Genomic DNA, 18,422 nt, shown 5'->3' with positions numbered 1-18,422 from the left:
ATTTATTTGTAGCTTCTCGTCAAAGTTAACTCCCAATAATATAATGGCAGTAAGTATAAAAACTGTGGGGATAAAAATAAGGGCAGCATACTTAATCAAGTGTGCTATGGGAATATTAGAACAATCAGTTTTGTTTACACCCTGCATATTTTACTCCTTCAAAAATAGCTGAATCATCCTTGAACTTTATTAGAGAGTTATTTTAAGAATAATTCTAATCAAATGCACGAGCAATACTTATCTACTTTTTAAGTATAGTACAAGAATACAAGTAAGTATAAATGAATGGATTTCATCCAATATTATTAACAATAAAGGCTTTGTAAAAATTCAGTTTTTATTTAACCGATTGAATTAAATAGTTTTATTTTTATTTTTATTGGACAGCAAAAAAATGCAGGCAGTATAATCTTAAAATATATTGTCTAAATGCATTTGCTCAGCATTTACGGGTTTATAGTCTTCTCGTATTGTTAATTTTAGTTCATAATATAATTTGTTAAAGATAACTGATAAAATAGACCTTTCTATGTTTTCTTATTGTTAAATTAGTTGAGTATATTTTGTCGTTAACCACATCGCCGAGTGCAAAGGCTACTATAAACTCGAGTAACCAAACTCGTGAAATTCCTAATATTCAAGTTTTATTTGATACCTTAACTCAAGTAAAAAAATCAGATCTTCCTCGTTTGAAGCAACAACTCATTCATCATAAAAGAGCGATAAGTCAACTGGACTCGTCTGAAAAAAGTCAAGCCAAACTTGAACAACGTCTTAAGCAGTTAGCTAAAACCGCAGAAGCAATTAATATTTCAATTACTGAAAAACAACAAAAACTAAATAACCTTCCTAAGATTACTTATCCTGAAGGTTTGCCTATTAGTGATAATGCATCACATATAGCAAAAGCGATTCAAGAAAATCAAGTTGTTATTATTGCGGGTGAAACAGGATCAGGTAAAACTACTCAAATTCCCAAAATTTGTCTTGAGTTAGGTCGTGGCATTGATGGACTAATTGGTCACACGCAACCTAGAAGAATAGCGGCTAGAACCGTAGCTAATCGTATCGCTGAAGAGCTAAACAGTAAGCTTGGAGAAAAAGTAGGTTATAAGGTTAGATTTAACGACCAAGTTAGTCAACACAGTTATATCAAATTAATGACTGATGGTATTTTATTAGCTGAAATGCAAAAAGATAGGCTGCTTCGTCAATACGACACTATTATTATTGATGAAGCCCACGAACGAAGTTTAAACATCGATTTTATTCTAGGTTATTTACGTCAAATTTTAGTTAAACGACCAGATCTTAAAGTGATTGTTACTTCAGCAACAATTGATCCTCAGCGTTTTGCAAATCATTTTGCCGATATTAATGGCAAACCAAACCCCAATTATTGAAGTTTCTGGCCGTACATATCCTGTAGAAATGCGCTATAGACCCCTAAACGGTGAGGGAATAGAACAGGATAGTGAATCAGCTAACGAAGGCAAAGATATTATTAGCGGTATTTTGAATGCTGTGGATGAACTTTCAGATAATTCAGCCGATGGGCAAGGAGATATTTTAATTTTCTTAAATGGTGAACGAGAAATTCGTGATACCGCTGTCGCGTTAAATAAAGCGGATTTAAAGCACACTCAGATACTCCCATTGTATGCACGTTTAACCATTAGCGAACAGAATCTTATTTTTAAACCGCATTCGGGACGAAATATAGTGCTTGCTACTAACGTTGCTGAAACCAGTTTGACTGTCCCAGGTATTAAATATGTCATAGATCCTGGTACTGCACGTATTTCACGGTATAGCTATCGTACTAAGGTACAACGTTTGCCAATTGAGGCAATTTCGCAAGCTAGCGCAAATCAAAGAGCGGGGCGCTGTGGTCGTGTTTCATCAGGTATCTGTATTCGTTTATACAGTGAAGACGATTATCTCAATAGACCCGAATTTACCGATCCTGAGATTCTTCGTACTAACTTGGCCACCGTTATTTTACAAATGTTATCATTAGATTTAGGTGAAATAGAAGATTTTCCTTTTGTTGAAGCACCAGATAACAGAAACATCAATGATGGCGTTAAATTATTAGAGGAATTAGCTGCTATTGATAATGGTGTAATTCAAACTGATAAGCATAGCAAAAGAAAAAAGAACCCCAAAACCAAGGAACTCGATTAACAACGTCAGGTCGTTTATTGTCAAAATTCCCCATTGATCCACGATTAGCTAAAATGGTGCTTACCGCTATTGAAATGGGATGTATTGAACAAGTATTGATTATTGTGAGCGCCTTAAGTATTCAAGATCCGCGCGAACGACCACATGAAAAGCAACAAGCGGCAGATGAGAAGCATAACCGTTTTAAAGATAAAAATTCAGATTTCATCAGCCTGCTAAATTTATGGCAATACGTCACAAAACAACAAAAAGGTTTATCTCAAAATCACTTTAGAAAGTTATGTCAGCGAGAGTATTTGTCTTATGTGAGATTACGAGAATGGCAAGATATTTTCAGTCAACTTAAATTAACCTTAAAAGAACAAAAAATATCACTTTCTTCTGTTGATTATCAATTTTCAATTGTTGAACCTGGAGAATCCTTAAATCAACAAAATAAAGCGCAAGATCTACCAAGCAGTTTAGTGTCTGTTCATCAGGCGTTATTGTCTGGTTTATTAAGCCACTTAGGGCACCAAGATGAAAATAGAGAGTTTAAAGGTGCCCGTGGTAGTAAATTCTTTATTTTTCCTGGTTCTGCTTTATCAAAGAAACCGCCTAAATGGTTAATGTCAGCAGAATTAGTGGAAACCACCGTTTATTTGCCCGAATGAATGCGCGAATTGATCCTCTTTGGATAGAACCGTTAGCCGAACACTTGATAAAACGTAGTTATAGTGAGCCTCATTGGGAGAAGAAACAAGGGGCGGTGATGGCCTTTGAACAGGTTAGTTTATATGGCTTGCCTATCGTTACTAAACGCAAAGTTAATTTTAAAGCCATTGAGCCTAAAACTTGTCGAGATATTTTTATCCGAGAGGGACTTGTTAATGGCGACAGTTATATTAAAGAAAGTTTCTTAATAGAAAATCAAAAATTAGTGGCGAGTATTGAGGCGTTAGAGCAGAAAGCACGCCGCAAAGATTTCTTAATTGATGAGCAGCAGTTAGTTGATTTCTACCTAGATAAAATTCCTGAATCGGCTGTGTGTCAACGTAGCTTTTTAGCTTGGTGGAAAAAAGCAAAAAAAGAAAATGCTAAACTGCTTAATTTTACAGAAGACTTTTTACTTAATAAGTCTTCTGATGAAGTGTCATTAAAAGAATACCCAGATACTTGGCAGCAAAATAACCTAACGTTACCGCTTACTTATCACTTTAGTCCAGGTGATATTGACGACGGTGTGAGTGTCATAATACCTGTGGCATTGTTGAATCAGTGCCACGCAGATGGCTTTGATTGGCTAATACCAAAGCATTGCGTTATGATTTAGTTGTCGCGTTAATTAAAGCGTTACCTAAAGCGTTACGTCGAAACTTTGTACCTGCACCAAATTATGCTCAAGCTTGTTTAGATAATATGAATGAAAGTCAAGGAAACTTAATTGATGCCTTGGCAAAACAATTATTACGTATGACTGGCGTAAGGTTACCTGAAGATGCTTGGCAAGGCGTTGAATTACCCGTGCATTTAACCATGAATTATCAAATTGTTAATGATAAAGGGCAGTTATTAAAACAAGGTCGAGACCTAAATCAGTTAAAAGCACAATTACAAGGTAAAGTTAAGGCATCTATTAAACAAGTTGCCGAAAAAGGTATTGAAAAATCAAAATTAACGCTTTGGGATTTTGGTAAATTACCGCAAGGTTATGAAAAGAAAGTGGCAAGTATGACAATAAAAGCATTTCCTGCTTTAGTTGATCATAAAAATAGTGTTGCTATTGAATTGTTTGAGCAAGAAGAACATGCAGAACAAGCAATGCTTAATGGTATAAGCAGATTAATTCTTTTGAATATTCCATCGCCGCTTAAATACTTACAAGAGAAAATGCCTAATAAGGCTAAGCTAGGATTGTATTTTAATCCCTTTGGTTCAATCACTGAGTTATTAGAAGATTGTATTCAGGGAGCATGTGTGTTTTTAGTTAAAAAGTATGTGCTCGATAAAAAATTAAACCATTTACCTAGAGATGAAAAAAGCTTTGCACTAGTTCGTGATTATGTTCGAGCTGATATTTCAGACAGTGTGTTAACTGCGGCAATTAAAGTGGAGCAAGTACTTAGTTTACGTCATGATATTGCTAAAAAGTTAAAGGGTAACGTTGCTTTAGATGTTATTCAATCGCATGCGGATATTAAACAACAAAGTGAATCATTAGTTTTTAAAGGGTTTGTGAGTGTGTCAGGCTTTGATAAATTGGATGATATTATGCGTTATTTAAAAGGAATGTTACGCCGATTAGAAAAGCTACCTATTGATCCTAACCAAGATAGATTAAAACTAATTGAAGTTAAGAAGGCGACCGATTTATATATTAATGTGCTTTCCCAACAACGAAAAGATAAACCAGTAGCACAAGAAATATTAGCAACCAAATGGATGATAGAAGAATTAAGAATTTCGTTATTTTCGCAAAACTTAGGTACGGCTCAACCGATTTCATTAAAACGAATTATCAATCACTTAAAAGACTTTTCATAAAATGTTCATAACTGTTAATTGACACATCGACTTAAGCTCAGTATAAATAGTTTATTAGATCATTTTAAATTTTTATGGCATTGAGGTACAAATGATAAATTTTGATGACAAGCGTAATTTTTATCGCATGATGTTGAACAGTGAAGTAGATGTTACAATTATTGATGACGAAGCAAATAGTCAAATAAAAGCAACATGTCGGGATTTAAGTGCCACGGGGATAGCAATAGAAGTCGATCATCCGTTAGCCATGTCTACTCATGTAAAGATTAAGCTTCAATCGTCTTCTGAGCAAGTTCAACCGCTAGATATAAGAGGGAAAGTGGTTCGAATTGATGAGGAATGTGAAGGTATGTATTTAGTAGGTATCGCAATAGAAGAACTAGACTAACGCTTTAACAGAATTAATCATAAATAATTAAATCAAAAGTATTAGTGGCCTGAGATTTTCTACAATATAAATAATTGTATAGATATTACATTGTAGAAAATACATTCAAGAGAGTAATAACAATTACTCTAACTCGTCCTCAGGTTTTATACTTGCTGCATGATGTCCTTTTGGACCTTCACTTAATTCATAATTGACATCTTGTCCGGCTTTAAGTGTACGGTAACCATCCATTTCAATCGTAGAATAGTGAGCAAAAATATCTTCTCCACCACTATCCGGACGAATAAAACCAAACCCCTTTGCGTTATTAAACCATTTAACTGTACCGTGAGCCATACTTCTACTTCCTTCTATATCCTTCAGTAATATAAGTTATGCTTGATATCAATTTTATATTTAATTTTAGTCTTACTAAAATAGAGATACAATAAAGCATATACATAATTTAGAACAGTGACTAAAAAATAGTCACCTACTAAATCGTAGATAAAAAATAAAATTAGTCAAGCTAATTTTGGGAATAAATATCTTTTTTTAACAAAAAAGTTACAGCAAAAATTATCAGTAGAGACTAAGATAAATATATGAGTAATTGGAAAGAGTTATTTGACAGTCATGCGTTTGTAGAAGAAGAAATTAAAGACGAAGTAGAAGAACCACCTAAGTACCACGTTTTTTTACTCAATGATGATTACACCCCGATGGATTTTGTTGTGGATGTATTATGTCGATTCTTTAATAAAAATTCTGATCAAGCTACAGATATAATGTTAACCGTTCATTATGAAGGAAAAGCACTTTGTGGCACATATACTGCAGATATTGCAGAAACGAAAGTGGATCATGTGATCCGTTATGCACTTGAAAACGAACACCCTTTAAAATGTGTTTTAGAAAAAGCTTAATGTTATCTAATCTTTGATTAAATTGATTAAAGAAAAGATAGCAAGGAATTAAATTGGAGTACCTATGCTGAATAAAGACTTAGAAATTTCCCTGAACTTGGCTTTTCGTCAAGCCAAAGAGTCTCGTCATGAATTTATGACGGTTGAACACTTACTCTTAGCTTTATTAGATAACCCATCGGCTATAGATGTTTTGGGTGCTTGTGGTGCAGACATGAATATAATACGCGCTAATGTACTTGAGTTTATTCAAGAAACAACACCGATCATCCCTGCTGAGGAAGAAGAGCGTGAAACTCAACCAACATTAGGTTTTCAACGAGTATTGCAACGCGCTGTTTTTCATGTGCAATCGTCAGGAAAAAGTGAAGTAAGCGGCTCTAATGTACTTGTGGCTATTTTTAGCGAACAAGAATCACAAGCCGCATATATATTAAAAAAAGCAGGTATAAGCCGCTTAGATATTGTTAATTATATTTCACATGGTATTGCGAAAATAGATCAAAATCCTTCCAATTCACCAATAGAAGATGGTGAACAGGTCGCCGAAGAACCGCGTACTATTGAAAATTTTTCTGTCAATCTTAATGAGGAAGCATTAAAGGGAAATATCGATCCTTTAATTGGTAGAGACAGTGAGCTTGAAAGAACGCTGCAAGTATTGGGGCGTCGCCGTAAAAACAACCCTTTATTTGTTGGTGAAGCCGGTGTGGGTAAAACGGCTATAGCTGAAGGTTTAGCTAATTTAATTGTCAACGAGCAAGTACCTGAATTTTTACTCAATGCAACCATATACTCCCTTGATATGGGAGCATTACTTGCCGGTACAAAGTACAGAGGCGATTTTGAAAAACGCTTTAAAGCACTATTAAAAGACTTAGAGTCAGATGAGAATGCAATTTTATTTATTGATGAAATCCATACCATTATTGGTGCAGGTGCTGCATCAGGGGGCATGTTAGATGCTTCAAATCTTATCAAACCCTTACTTTCTGCGGGTAAATTGCGTTGTTTAGGTTCAACGACTTACCAAGAATATCAAAGTATATTTGAAAAAGATCGTGCATTAGCAAGACGATTCCAAAAAATAGATATTGTAGAACCAAGTGTTGAAGATACCACTAAAATACTGCAAGGTTTGAAAGAAAAATATGAAACTCATCACGGGATTCGATATACCAATGCAGCTTTACGTGCAGCAGCACAACTTTCTGCTAAATATATTAATGAACGTTTCTTACCTGATAAAGCGATAGATGTTATCGATGAAGCAGGTGCAAAACAGCAATTAGTTGCCGCCTCAAAACGTAAGAAAACAATTAGTAATACCGATATAGAAAGCATTGTGGCTAAAATGGCTAGAATTCCTGAAAAATCAGTATCATCAACGGAAAAAGATAGTCTAAAAACCTTAGATCGTAATTTGAAGTTAGTCGTCTTTGGCCAAGATGAGGCTATTGAAGAGCTTACTTCCGTGATTCGCTTGTCTCGTGCCGGATTGGGAGATGATGAAAAACCTGTTGGCTCTTTCTTATTTGCCGGGCCAACAGGGGTGGGTAAAACGGAAGTAACCAAACAGTTAGCTAAAATCTTGGGCGTCGAGTTATTACGTTACGATATGTCAGAGTACATGGAAAAACATGCGGTTAGCCGTTTAATTGGTGCTCCTCCAGGTTATGTAGGATATGAGCAGGGTGGTTTACTTACTGATGCAGTAATAAAACATCCTCACGCTGTAGTGCTTCTTGATGAAATAGAGAAGGCTCACGAAGATGTTTATAATATTTTACTACAAGTGATGGATCACGGTACTTTAACTGATAATAATGGTCGTAAAGCAGATTTTAGAAATATTATTTTAGTACTGACTACTAATGCAGGTGTTCAAGAGACTGTACGTCAATCTATTGGCTTTAAACAACAAGATCATAGCTTAGATGCTATGAGCGAAATTAATAAAGTATTTTCACCCGAATTCAGGAACCGTCTCGATAATATCGTTTGGTTCAATCATCTAAGCAATGAAGTAATTCAACAAGTAGTTGATAAATTTATTGTTGAGTTGCAAGCAAAACTGGATGAGAAAGGGGTGTCTTTAGAGTTAACACGAGAAGCCAAAAAGTGGTTAGCTGAACACGGATATGATAAAGCGATGGGAGCACGCCCAATGGCTCGTTTGATTCAAGAGCAACTTAAGAAAGAATTAGCTAACGAACTTCTTTTTGGAGAGCTCACAAACGGTGGTGTTGCTAAAGTAGGCGTGAAGAAAGATAAGTTAGTGCTTTCATTTGAAAATAAAAAAGAGTTAATTGCTGAAAAATAGTTTTTCAAACCCTTAATGTAAGCTAAAAACCTTATTTTTAATAAAATAAGGTTTTTTTTTGTTAAAAAATGCACAGTCCATCGCTATACCAACTGAGCTATTGGGGAATGGCTTTTTTTAGACGAAAAAAAACCTGCATAAAGCAGGTTTAATTTCTTACCGAAATAATGTGGCTCCCGGCATTCTATGAGTTAAGGGCTCGAACCAGTGACACATGCGTGACTAATAAAGAGTACAGTCCATCGCTCTATCAACTGAGCTATTGGGGAATGGCTTTTTTTAGACGAAAAAAAACCTGCATAAAGCAGGTTTAATTTCTTACCGAAGTAATGTGGCTCCCCAAACTGGGCTCGAACCAGTGACACATGGATTAACAGTCCATCGCTCTATCAACTGAGCTATTGGGGAATGGCTTTTTTTTAGACGAAAAAAAACCTGCATAAAGCAGGTTTAATTTCTTACCGAAGTAATGTGGCTCCCAAGATTCTATGAGTTAAGGGCTCGAACCAGTGACACATGCGTGACTAATAAAGAGTACTGTCCATCGCTCTATCAACTGAGCTATTGGGGAATGGCTTTTTTTAGACGAAAAAAAACCTGCATAAAACAGGTTTAATTTCTTACCGAAGTAATGTGGCTCCCAAAGATTCTATGAGTTAAGGGCTCGAACCAGTGACACATGCGTGACTAATAAAGAGTACTGTCCATCGCTCTATCAACTGAGCTATTGGGGAATGGCTTTTTTTAGACGAAAAAAAACCTGCATAAAGCAGGTTTAATTTCTTACCGAAGTAATGTGGCTCCCAAAGATTCTATGAGTTAAGGGCTCGAACCAGTGACACATGCGTGACTAATAAAGAGTACTGTCCATCGCTCTATCAACTGAGCTATTGGGGAATGGCTTTTTTTAGACGAAAAAAAACCTGCATAAAGCAGGTTTAATTTCTTACCGAAGTAATGTGGCTCCCCAAACTGGGCTCGAACCAGTGACACATGGATTAACAGTCCATCGCTCTACCAACTGAGCTATTGGGGAATAAAACTTTAATGAGTTTGTTACTTCTCATCTTTAAAATGTGGCTCCCCAAACTGGGCTCGAACCAGTGACACATGGATTAACAGTCCATCGCTCTACCAACTGAGCTATTGGGGAATTGCTTTCTTTCGTAAGCGCGTTAACCATCTTGGCTAACGGAGCGGAATATTAAAGACCTGATGCCGATGTGTCAACACTAAAATAAGAAAAATTTCATTTATTAGTTTGTTTGCTCATTTTGCGTTCAGTAATGTCAGTTTATCAGCATTTTTTGGTAGTTTTATATACTCAGATAATTAAGGGGCGATAAAACATAATAAAAATGTAGTTATCCACCAAAGTTGTGGATAACTATGTGGGCTAATTTGTAAGAACTCGTTACATTATCGTTTTTCTTAGGGTGTAGTTAAGTCAATACTTAATTGTGTTTTTTTTGTTTAGTTATAATATTCAATCACTTATGTTTCATCTGTTGTTTTATTAACACTTTGGGTCGATTTTTAACCAGGTCGATATTTAACGACATTTACTGTGCATTTCTCTCACTTTTGATTACAATATATTTTGCCTTACTTAATTTTTATTCAGCATTTTTTATATGAAGTTAAGTATTTTCACTCAGGTCCTTATAAAATTTATTAATGACGTCAAATAAAATAGCAATAAAAAGTAAACAACCGGTTAACTTACTCAAAGATCCTGTTACTAGTACTTTAAAACGAATGACCATTCCGATGATTTACGGCATGATTTTGTTGATGACGTTTAACTTAATCGATACTTTTTTTGTTAGTATGTTAGGTACTCAGCCATTAGCCGCCATTAGTTTCACTTTTCCAGTTACTTTTACGGTTATTAGTTTAATGATTGGTCTAGGAATAGGTACTTCGGCCGTTATTGCCAAATTTCTTGGCAATAACGATCACGAATCAGCTAAAAATTCTGCAACAGCGGCGTTATATTTCGCCGCAATTGTCGTTATGAGTTTATCGTTTATCGGATATTTATTCACGGATGAATTATTTACTTTACTGGGCGCTAAAGCATCTTTATTGCCTTTGATACATCAGTATATGGATATTTGGTACCTAGGCAGTGTATGTCTAATTGGTCCTATGATTGGCAATGCCGTACTGAGAGCCTCTGGTGATACTAAAACTCCTAGTATAGTGATGGGGAGTGCAGGCCTGATCAATGCAATACTTGACCCTATTTGTATTTTTGGTTTTGGACCCGTGCCGGCAATGGGGCTTGAAGGTGCTGCAATAGCTACCTTCATATCATGGCTTTTTGGTTTGGGGTTTGTACTTATTATCTTAACTAAACAGAAAAATTTAATTCATACTCACTTAATATCAATCAAAGTATTAATGAATTCGTGCCGAGGCATTTTGAAAATAGGTTTGCCTGCCGCAGGAGCAAATATGTTAACGCCAATAGCTGCTGCTATTATGACGGCTATTGCAGCAAGTTATGGTGAATCAGTGGTAGCGGGCTTTGGTGTTGGCACTCGAATTGAATCTATTGCGTCTCTTGTTGTTTTGGCCCTGTCGATGACTTTACCGCCTTTTATTAGCCAAAACTTTGGGGCAGACCTTATGCACCGAGTTGAACAAGCATATAAAAGCTCTATTAAGTTTATTTTGTTCTGGCAAGTATTGGTTTATGTCGTATTGATTCTTGCTGCCCCTTGGATTGCAGGCGTTTTTGCTAAAGAACAAAAAGTGGCTGATATTATTGTCTTATTTATGTGGATTTTACCTTTGGGTTACGGATTGCAAGGTGTTGTCATTTTAACAAACTCATCTTTTAATGCATTGCATAAACCTATTGTCGCTTTAATATTAAGTATCATAAGGCTATTTGTTTGCTACGTACCTTTAGCTTTTTTAGGAAGTTACTTATATGGCTTATATGGCTTTTTTATAGGGGCTTTACTGGGAAATTTAATCATGGCTTTAATTTCATACCGACTTTTTTCGAAACAGTTTAATGAAGATGAATTCTCTGCTAAGGAACAATTGTCTTAAACGGGCTAATGTTGAAACAAACTATGTTAAAAGAAACAATATTAAAAGAAACAACGGTAAAATCACTAAAGTTAGAGTCAGACTATACGCCAAGTGGTGACCGGCCCACGGCGATAAAGCAATTATTAGAAGGGATCGAGTCGGGTTTAGCACATCAAACATTATTAGGGGTAACAGGCTCAGGTAAAACCTTTACCGTGGCTAATGTTATTGAAAAACTCAATCGTCCTACCATGATGCTAGCACCTAATAAAACTTTGGCGGCACAATTGTATGGTGAAATGAAAGAATTTTTCCCCAATAATGCGGTTGAGTATTTTGTTTCTTATTATGATTATTACCAACCTGAAGCTTATGTGCCGACCACAGACACATTTATCGAAAAAGATGCCTCTGTTAATGAACATATCGAACAAATGCGCTTGTCTGCAACCAAAGCGTTATTAGAGCGTAGAGATGTAATTATTATTGCCTCTGTCTCAGCTATTTATGGTTTGGGTGATCCTGATTCGTATCTTAAGATGATGCTGCATATTAGTGTTGGCGATATTATTAATCAGCGTGATATTTTACGTCGTTTAGCAGAATTACAATACAAACGTAATGACGTTGCTTTTGCGCGGGCCACATACCGAGTTCGAGGGGATGTGATTGATATATTCCCTGCAGAATCAGATCGCCTTGCTTTACGGGTAGAATTATTTGACGAAGAAATTGAACGTATTAGCCAATTTGACCCATTAACAGGGCAGGTTGAACGGACACTACGACGTGTTACTGTTTACCCCAAAACACACTATGCGACCCCTCGTGATAAAATTTTATCTGCTGTGGAAAAAATAAAAATTGAGTTAAAAGAGCGTTCTCAATACCTTAAGGATAATAATCGTTTAGTTGAAGAGCAGCGTATTACACAACGTACACAATTTGATATAGAAATGATGACTGAGCTTGGATATTGCTCTGGCATTGAAAACTACTCACGTTATTTATCTGGTCGTGGTGAAGGTGAAGCACCACCAACATTATTTGACTATTTACCTGATGATGGTTTACTTATTATTGATGAATCCCATGTTACAGTGCCCCAAATTGGCGCTATGTATAAAGGGGATAGGTCAAGAAAAGAAAACTTAGTGCAATATGGCTTTCGATTACCATCAGCGCTAGATAACCGCCCAATGAAGTTTGATGAATTTGAAGCGCTGTCGCCGCAAACTATTTATGTGTCAGCAACACCAAGTAATTATGAAATTGAAAAGTCAGCCGGAGATATTGCTGAGCAAGTTGTCCGGCCTACAGGCTTATTAGATCCTGAAATAGAAGTGCGTGACGTAGAAACACAAGTTGATGATTTATTATCAGAGATTAATAAACGGTTACCCTTAAATGAACGGGTACTTGCCACTACCTTGACAAAACGCATGGCAGAAGATTTAACTGATTATTTAGATGAACATGGTATTAAAACACGCTATTTGCATTCTGATGTTGATACAGTTGAACGTGTTGAAATTATTCGCGATTTTCGTTTAGGTAAATTTGATGTACTCGTTGGAATCAACCTGTTGCGAGAAGGTTTAGATATGCCAGAAGTATCACTGGTGGCAATTTTAGATGCTGATAAAGAGGGCTTTTTACGTTCAGAACGTTCGCTAATCCAAACGATTGGTCGGGCAGCACGTAATATTAATGGCCGTGCTATTCTTTATGCCAGTAAAATTACTAAATCTATGCGTAAAGCGATTGATGAAACTGAGCGTCGACGAGAAAAGCAGCATCAATATAATTTAGATAATAATATTGTGCCAAGAGGCGTGATTCGTAAGATTTCAGACGTTATGGACGTTGGTGGTTTCAGTCAGTCGAAAGCGTTAGATCAAGTGGCTGAAAGGACGGCCAACTATCAAGCATTAACGACAAAAGAAATTGATGATAAAATTATAGCGTTGGAGAAAACGATGTATAACCACGCGCAAAACTTAGAATTTGAGCAAGCGGCAGCAGTCCGAGATGATATTGCAAAATTACGTACCCAACAATTGAGTACTTAATAGCTTAACAATTCAACGTTTTGCAATAACATGAGAAACTATTATGTTGTCACTAAGCGCTAAAACTGAAGAATTAAGTTAGCATCACCTACTTGAGATCTATCATTGCATAACGACCGATGATATTGGCAATAGCATCACTATTACAGTTACCCAAACGACTAATTTCATCGATTATTTTATCTTGTATATCTACAGGGAAAAGTAATAACTGCTCAAGATACATATGTGCTTGTGTTGCGTTGTTAGCATCAATCATTTTATTCAAACGTTGTGCTTGTATTTTGAAAGCTTCGCTCATGATAAAATCCAGCTTACTTAGGTGACGTAAGTATAAGTTTAGCCCAAGCCGGATAAGGGTTAGATAGATTTTGTCTTAAAATAAAACCAAAGGAAGATAATATTCTATAGCGCTAAAAGTAATTAATACCAAACTCACTAACTATGTGATCATTTCTACTTGCTAAAATCACCCACTGCATTCGTTATTTAATAATTAGAACAACTCGTTATTGAAATAAATGTCATGTGTTTGGTAATCTTCTCTACGTATACAATAGATCACCTAATTTTTATTTACCACAATATGGACACTTCCCACTATGGTGACCTTGTTTTAATTGTGCAATGGTACGTTGTAAATCTTCCGGATCAATTTCTAACTTATCAGCTAATTTTTCTAACGCTTCGTAGTCCTCGGTATCTATAGGACCTTCAGCTAATACTTTTTTAATTTGAGAATCTAAACTTTCTTTTCTTTGTCGTAATTCTTCACCAAAACGACCCGCTAACATACCTGCAGGTAATGCGACTAAACCAACACCAATAAGCATAATGAAAGTAGAGATAACTTTACCTGTAGTTGTGATAGGAATCACATCTCCATAGCCGACGGTTGTCATCGTTACTACGGCCCACCAAAAAGATTGCATAATACTGCCAAATTGTTCGGGCTGAGCCTTTCCTTCTATAAATTGCATAATACTCGCTGCAATAATAATCAAAAAAAACATTACGATCATTGCGGCCATGATACTTTTAGACTCTTTAATAATAACCGTAGCAAAAATATCAAATCCTTTAAAATAATGTGTTATTTTTAATAATCTTAGTACTCTTATTAACCGTAAAGCTCGTAAATCTATGGCAAAAAACAAAGCAATAATGAAAGGTAAAATTGCCATTAAATCAATCAGTGCCATAGGGGTGAATATATAATTTATTCTCGATTTGAACTTTGGTTTATTGTTGTATTTTTTTGATTCAACGCAGCACCAGACCCTCATTAAGTATTCAATAGAAAAGATCAATAATGAGAGCGTTTCAAATAGAATAAATGTCTCTTTGTATAATGAAAAATACTCACGCTCTGAAGCTGCTATAGTGGCAGCTACATTAGTAATAATGAGGATAATTAAAAACCAAGTCACTATTTTGGCAGTGATACTAGAGCTTGTTTCACTTTCAAGTAACTTATATATTTTTAGGCGTAAACTAGGTGCCTCGTTTAGTTGGTCTGACATATAAACACCTATTACGTTGTTGATTTTTTAGTTTGATATTATTTATTTTTATTCATATGGTATGGGATCTACCAAGTTATTATCACTAAAAGCTTCAAGACGCTCTTGGCAAGAACCACATTTGCCGCAGGCTTTCTCTCTACCATTATAACAAGTCCAAGTGTCACTATAATTTAATCCCATGCTAAGCCCATCAGCTAAAATTGCTGATTTATTTACTGTTAGATAAGGACTGAATATCTCCACGCTTTCATAGTTTGCGATCTGACATACATCATTCATTTTTTCAACAAATTCTGGTCGGCAGTCAGGGTAAATTGCGTGATCACCATTATGAGCCCCATAATAAACTTGTGATGCCCCAACTGATACAGCATAACCCACAGCCAAAGATAATAAAATCATGTTGCGGTTAGGTACTACGGTTGACTTCATGTTTTCTGCAGCATAATGACCTTCTGGAATTTCAATATCATCTGTCAATGAAGAACCGGCAAGTAATTGGTTTATTGATGAAATATCTATGACTTTATGCTTTATATTTAAAGATTTGCATACATTACTAGCGCATTGCAATTCTTTTACATGACGTTGACCATAATCAAATGAAAGCGCAAACACCTCTTTGCCGTCTTTTATTGCTCTGTTGAGTACGGTAAACGAATCCATTCCACCAGAATAGATAACCACCACTTTATTTGGGTTTACTTTTTCTGGGGATAGTTTTTCTGTCATAGTTAGGTCTCTTAAAAATAAATAGGGTATAATTGATACATTATATTTTACTTGAATAAAATCTTAGGCAAAAGCACAAATTAAAATGATCCAATACAAAATTAATGAAATATTTGAAACGATACAGGGCGAAGGGTCTTTTACAGGTCAACCGTCAATATTTATTCGCCTGCAAGGTTGTCCTGTTGGTTGTTCTTGGTGTGATACTAAACATACTTGGGATATTGAATTAAGTGATGAAGTGACTAAAGAGACTTTGTTAGCGAAATCACAAGAAACGTCACAATGGGCTACATTTACAGCGTCAGATCTTTATTCGTTAATTATTGAACGGGGTTACAAAGCTAAACATATTGTTATTACTGGAGGGGAACCATGTATGGTTGATTTAACACCATTATGTTCAACTTTTGATAATAAAGGCTATAGTACGCAAGTAGAAACTTCTGGAACCTTTGATATTTTAGTGCCCGAAGCATGTTGGGTAACCGTGTCGCCAAAAGTCAATATGCGTGGTGGTTATGCTATTTTAGAAAGTGCGATGAAACGAGCCAATGAAATTAAACACCCTATTGCTACAGAGCAGCATGTGGATGATCTTAAAGCATTGCTCGCTGAGCATGCTATTGAAAATACCCCAGTATACTTGCAGCCCATTAGTCAAAAAAGTAGAGCGACTGAATTAGCAATTGAAACATGTATTGCCAATAATTGGCGTTTATCAGTGCAAGTACATAAATATATAGGTATTGAGTAACATTTTGTCTTAATTACTTTATTACCGATGATACTCTGTTTAGGAGAAGAGCCTGTTTAAATTACAATGGACTTAATCCAGTCGTTTTTTAAAGACGCTACTAAAATAACTTGAATTTTTAAAGCCAATAGCAGTTGCTGTTACATTCGCGTAATCAAAGTTTAAGTTTCATACATTAAATGCTTCATATCTCTCAATACGTTAAGTCTGATTAGTAGGCATACCGTATAGCCATTGTAATGCTATTTGTCGACTCACTTTAGGCATTACCGTATTAACGCTTGATTTTATCTATTTATTATCTTTACTTCGATACTTATATCTAATATGTTAACAATTAATTATTAACTATTTGTGTTTTCGCTAAATTGAAATTATAAATAAAGAATTTATATGTAGTGAAAGAATAAAGTATCCCAGAATACTGAAGGCTATATTAGTACGACTAAAACCTTTGTCTTAGGCTATGTGATAACAAAAATTATTGGTAGGGCAGTATATGATAAAGAATAATAAATTAATGATAGTACTAGTTTTGAGTGCATTATGTTTTAGTACTTCAAATGCTATGGCTAGTAGTGAGCGGCCTAATATCGTTGTCATTTTGGCAGATGACTTAGGTTACAACGATGTTGGTTTTACTGGAAAAACAGATATTCAAACCCCTAATATTGATAAATTAGCAAGTAATGGTGTTATTTTTAAAAATGGTTATGTGACACACCCCTATTGTGGTCCATCAAGAGCAGGATTACTAACGGGCCGATATCAAGCTCGGTTTGGTATGGAAAATAATGTTTCATATTCGCCTAACGACAAATATATGGGATTGCCATTAACAGAAACTACGTTTGCAAAACGATTACAAACTACGGGTTATAAAACGTCCGCTTTTGGAAAGTGGCATTTAGGAGGGGCGCCTCACTTTCAACCGAATAATCGTGGCTTTGATTATTTTTATGGCTTTTTAGATGGTGGGCATAACTATATGCCAAGCGGTGTAAGTATCGGTGGTGACGGTTATTCATTACCTATAGTCCGCAATAGAAAACCGACTGAACTTAATGAATATTTAACCACGGCAATTAGCCGTGATGCTTCACGCTATATTACTGAAAATAAAGGTCAGCCTTTTATGATGTATCTATCATACAACGCGCCACATATGCCATTAGAAGCTCCTGAGGAGACAATCAAAAAGTATCGTTATATTGAAAATCCAAAACGTCAAATTTATGCAGCAATGGTTGATGAAATGGACAAAGGTATTGGTATGGTCATTGATGCTTTAAAAGAAAGTGGTGAGTTTGATAATACATTAATCTTTTTCCTTTCTGATAACGGTGGTTTATACCCTGATTCATGGTGGCCAACCTTTAATTGGGCAGATAATTCTCCTTTTCGCCATGGTAAGGTTGCTTTGTTAGAAGGAGGGGTACACGTACCTTTTATTGCACATTGGCCTAAAAAAATTAAAAAAGGTCAAGTTTTTGATGGTTTAGTTTCTTCATTAGATATTGCTGCAACTTCAGTTGCGTTAGCCGGCGCAGATGATTCTGATGGCTTATTAGATGGCGTAAATCTAATGCCATTCATTACAGGGACGAGTAAAGGGACACCACACCAAGCGCTTTTTTGGCGCTTAGAAGAAGCGGATAATATTTGGGCTGTACGTACCATAACAGGAAAGTATATGCAGCAAGGCTTACCTGGTGTCAATCATGCCTATTTTGATATGGTTTCTGATCCAACAGAGCAGTATAATATTGTTGATAAATATCCTATTGAGCAAGCTAAATTAGCGACTTTATGGAATGCTTGGAATCAAGACAATATGCAAAATATTTTATATCAAAAGGCTGAATACGATAAAGTACAAAAAGATTTTTATCAAAACCTCTACCAAGAAAATATTAGAGAAGCAAAAAATCGAAAAAATTATATTGTGAAATAAG

At 35.7% G+C, this 18,422-nt stretch carries 11 protein-coding genes, 3 tRNA genes and 1 pseudogene; 8 read left to right on the top strand and 7 right to left on the bottom strand.

Annotated features, from left to right (window positions below):
• Window positions 1–626: 626 nt before the first annotated feature.
• Together hrpA and L3081_RS15595 are read left to right on the top strand one after the other, a co-directional pair.
• A pseudogene (gene hrpA / locus L3081_RS29165) lies at window positions 627–4,710 on the top strand (ATP-dependent RNA helicase HrpA).
• Window positions 4,711–4,801: 91 nt separating this feature from the next.
• A complete protein-coding gene (locus L3081_RS15595; protein ID WP_242286984.1) occupies window positions 4,802–5,101 on the top strand; it encodes a PilZ domain-containing protein in 300 nt (99 codons plus the stop codon).
• A gap of 123 nt (window positions 5,102–5,224) precedes the next feature.
• Here the strand turns inward: L3081_RS15595 and cspD are convergent, their stop codons facing one another.
• Complete coding sequence (gene cspD / locus L3081_RS15590; protein ID WP_242286983.1) at window positions 5,225–5,440, bottom strand: cold shock domain-containing protein CspD; 216 nt, start codon at window positions 5,438–5,440, stop codon at window positions 5,225–5,227.
• A 248-nt stretch (window positions 5,441–5,688) separates the two neighbouring features.
• Between cspD and clpS the strand changes: the two genes are divergently transcribed.
• Window positions 5,689–6,009 carry an ATP-dependent Clp protease adapter ClpS gene (gene clpS, locus L3081_RS15585; RefSeq protein ID WP_242286982.1) on the top strand — a complete coding sequence of 107 codons (321 nt, stop codon included), beginning with the start codon at window positions 5,689–5,691 and terminating at the stop codon, window positions 6,007–6,009.
• Between the two features lie 64 nt (window positions 6,010–6,073).
• Window positions 6,074–8,332, top strand: a complete 2,259-nt coding sequence (gene clpA / locus L3081_RS15580) for an ATP-dependent Clp protease ATP-binding subunit ClpA (RefSeq protein WP_242286981.1) — start codon at window positions 6,074–6,076, stop codon at window positions 8,330–8,332.
• 332 nt (window positions 8,333–8,664) lie between these two features.
• On the opposite strand, the gene L3081_RS15575 is transcribed toward clpA, so the two are convergent.
• The 3 genes from L3081_RS15575 to L3081_RS15565 form a co-directional block, all read right to left on the bottom strand.
• A tRNA-Asn gene (locus L3081_RS15575) sits at window positions 8,665–8,740 on the bottom strand.
• Between the two features lie 552 nt (window positions 8,741–9,292).
• Window positions 9,293–9,368 (bottom strand) — tRNA-Asn (locus tag L3081_RS15570).
• A gap of 41 nt (window positions 9,369–9,409) precedes the next feature.
• A tRNA-Asn gene (locus L3081_RS15565) sits at window positions 9,410–9,485 on the bottom strand.
• Between the two features lie 524 nt (window positions 9,486–10,009).
• On the opposite strand from L3081_RS15565, the gene L3081_RS15560 reads away from it, so the two are divergent.
• Window positions 10,010–11,398 (top strand): MATE family efflux transporter, encoded by a 1,389-nt coding sequence (locus L3081_RS15560; RefSeq protein WP_242286980.1) that lies wholly within the window; start codon window positions 10,010–10,012, stop codon window positions 11,396–11,398.
• A 23-nt stretch (window positions 11,399–11,421) separates the two neighbouring features.
• Window positions 11,422–13,452, top strand: coding sequence for an excinuclease ABC subunit UvrB (gene uvrB / locus L3081_RS15555; RefSeq protein ID WP_420839747.1), 2,031 nt, complete (start codon window positions 11,422–11,424; stop codon window positions 13,450–13,452).
• 88 nt (window positions 13,453–13,540) lie between these two features.
• Here the strand turns inward: uvrB and L3081_RS15550 are convergent, their stop codons facing one another.
• The 3 genes from L3081_RS15550 to queC all read right to left on the bottom strand — a co-directional run bounded on the left by L3081_RS15550 (window position 13,541) and on the right by queC (window position 15,710).
• Window positions 13,541–13,753 carry a hypothetical protein gene (locus L3081_RS15550; RefSeq protein WP_242286978.1) on the bottom strand — a complete coding sequence of 71 codons (213 nt, stop codon included), beginning with the start codon at window positions 13,751–13,753 and terminating at the stop codon, window positions 13,541–13,543.
• Window positions 13,754–14,024: 271 nt separating this feature from the next.
• Entirely contained in the window at window positions 14,025–14,975 is a 951-nt protein-coding gene (locus L3081_RS15545) for an ion transporter (RefSeq protein ID WP_242286977.1), read from the bottom strand.
• 48 nt (window positions 14,976–15,023) lie between these two features.
• Window positions 15,024–15,710, bottom strand: coding sequence for a 7-cyano-7-deazaguanine synthase QueC (gene queC / locus L3081_RS15540; RefSeq protein ID WP_242286976.1), 687 nt, complete (start codon window positions 15,708–15,710; stop codon window positions 15,024–15,026).
• Window positions 15,711–15,795: 85 nt separating this feature from the next.
• Here queC and queE point away from each other — a divergent pair, with 85 nt between their 5' ends.
• Both queE and L3081_RS15530 read left to right on the top strand, forming a co-directional pair.
• Window positions 15,796–16,467, top strand: coding sequence for a 7-carboxy-7-deazaguanine synthase QueE (queE, locus tag L3081_RS15535; RefSeq protein ID WP_242286975.1), 672 nt, complete (start codon window positions 15,796–15,798; stop codon window positions 16,465–16,467).
• 520 nt (window positions 16,468–16,987) lie between these two features.
• Window positions 16,988–18,421: a sulfatase family protein gene (locus L3081_RS15530; protein ID WP_242286974.1), complete on the top strand. Its 1,434-nt coding sequence runs from the start codon at window positions 16,988–16,990 to the stop codon at window positions 18,419–18,421.
• Window position 18,422: the final 1 nt, after the last annotated feature.

Source organism: Colwellia maritima, from assembly GCF_022669015.1.
GTDB classification, from domain to species: Bacteria; Pseudomonadota; Gammaproteobacteria; order Enterobacterales; family Alteromonadaceae; genus Colwellia; species Colwellia maritima.
The sequence above is the reverse complement of the archived record's forward strand: the minus strand, read 5'-3'. Positions and strand labels throughout refer to the sequence as shown.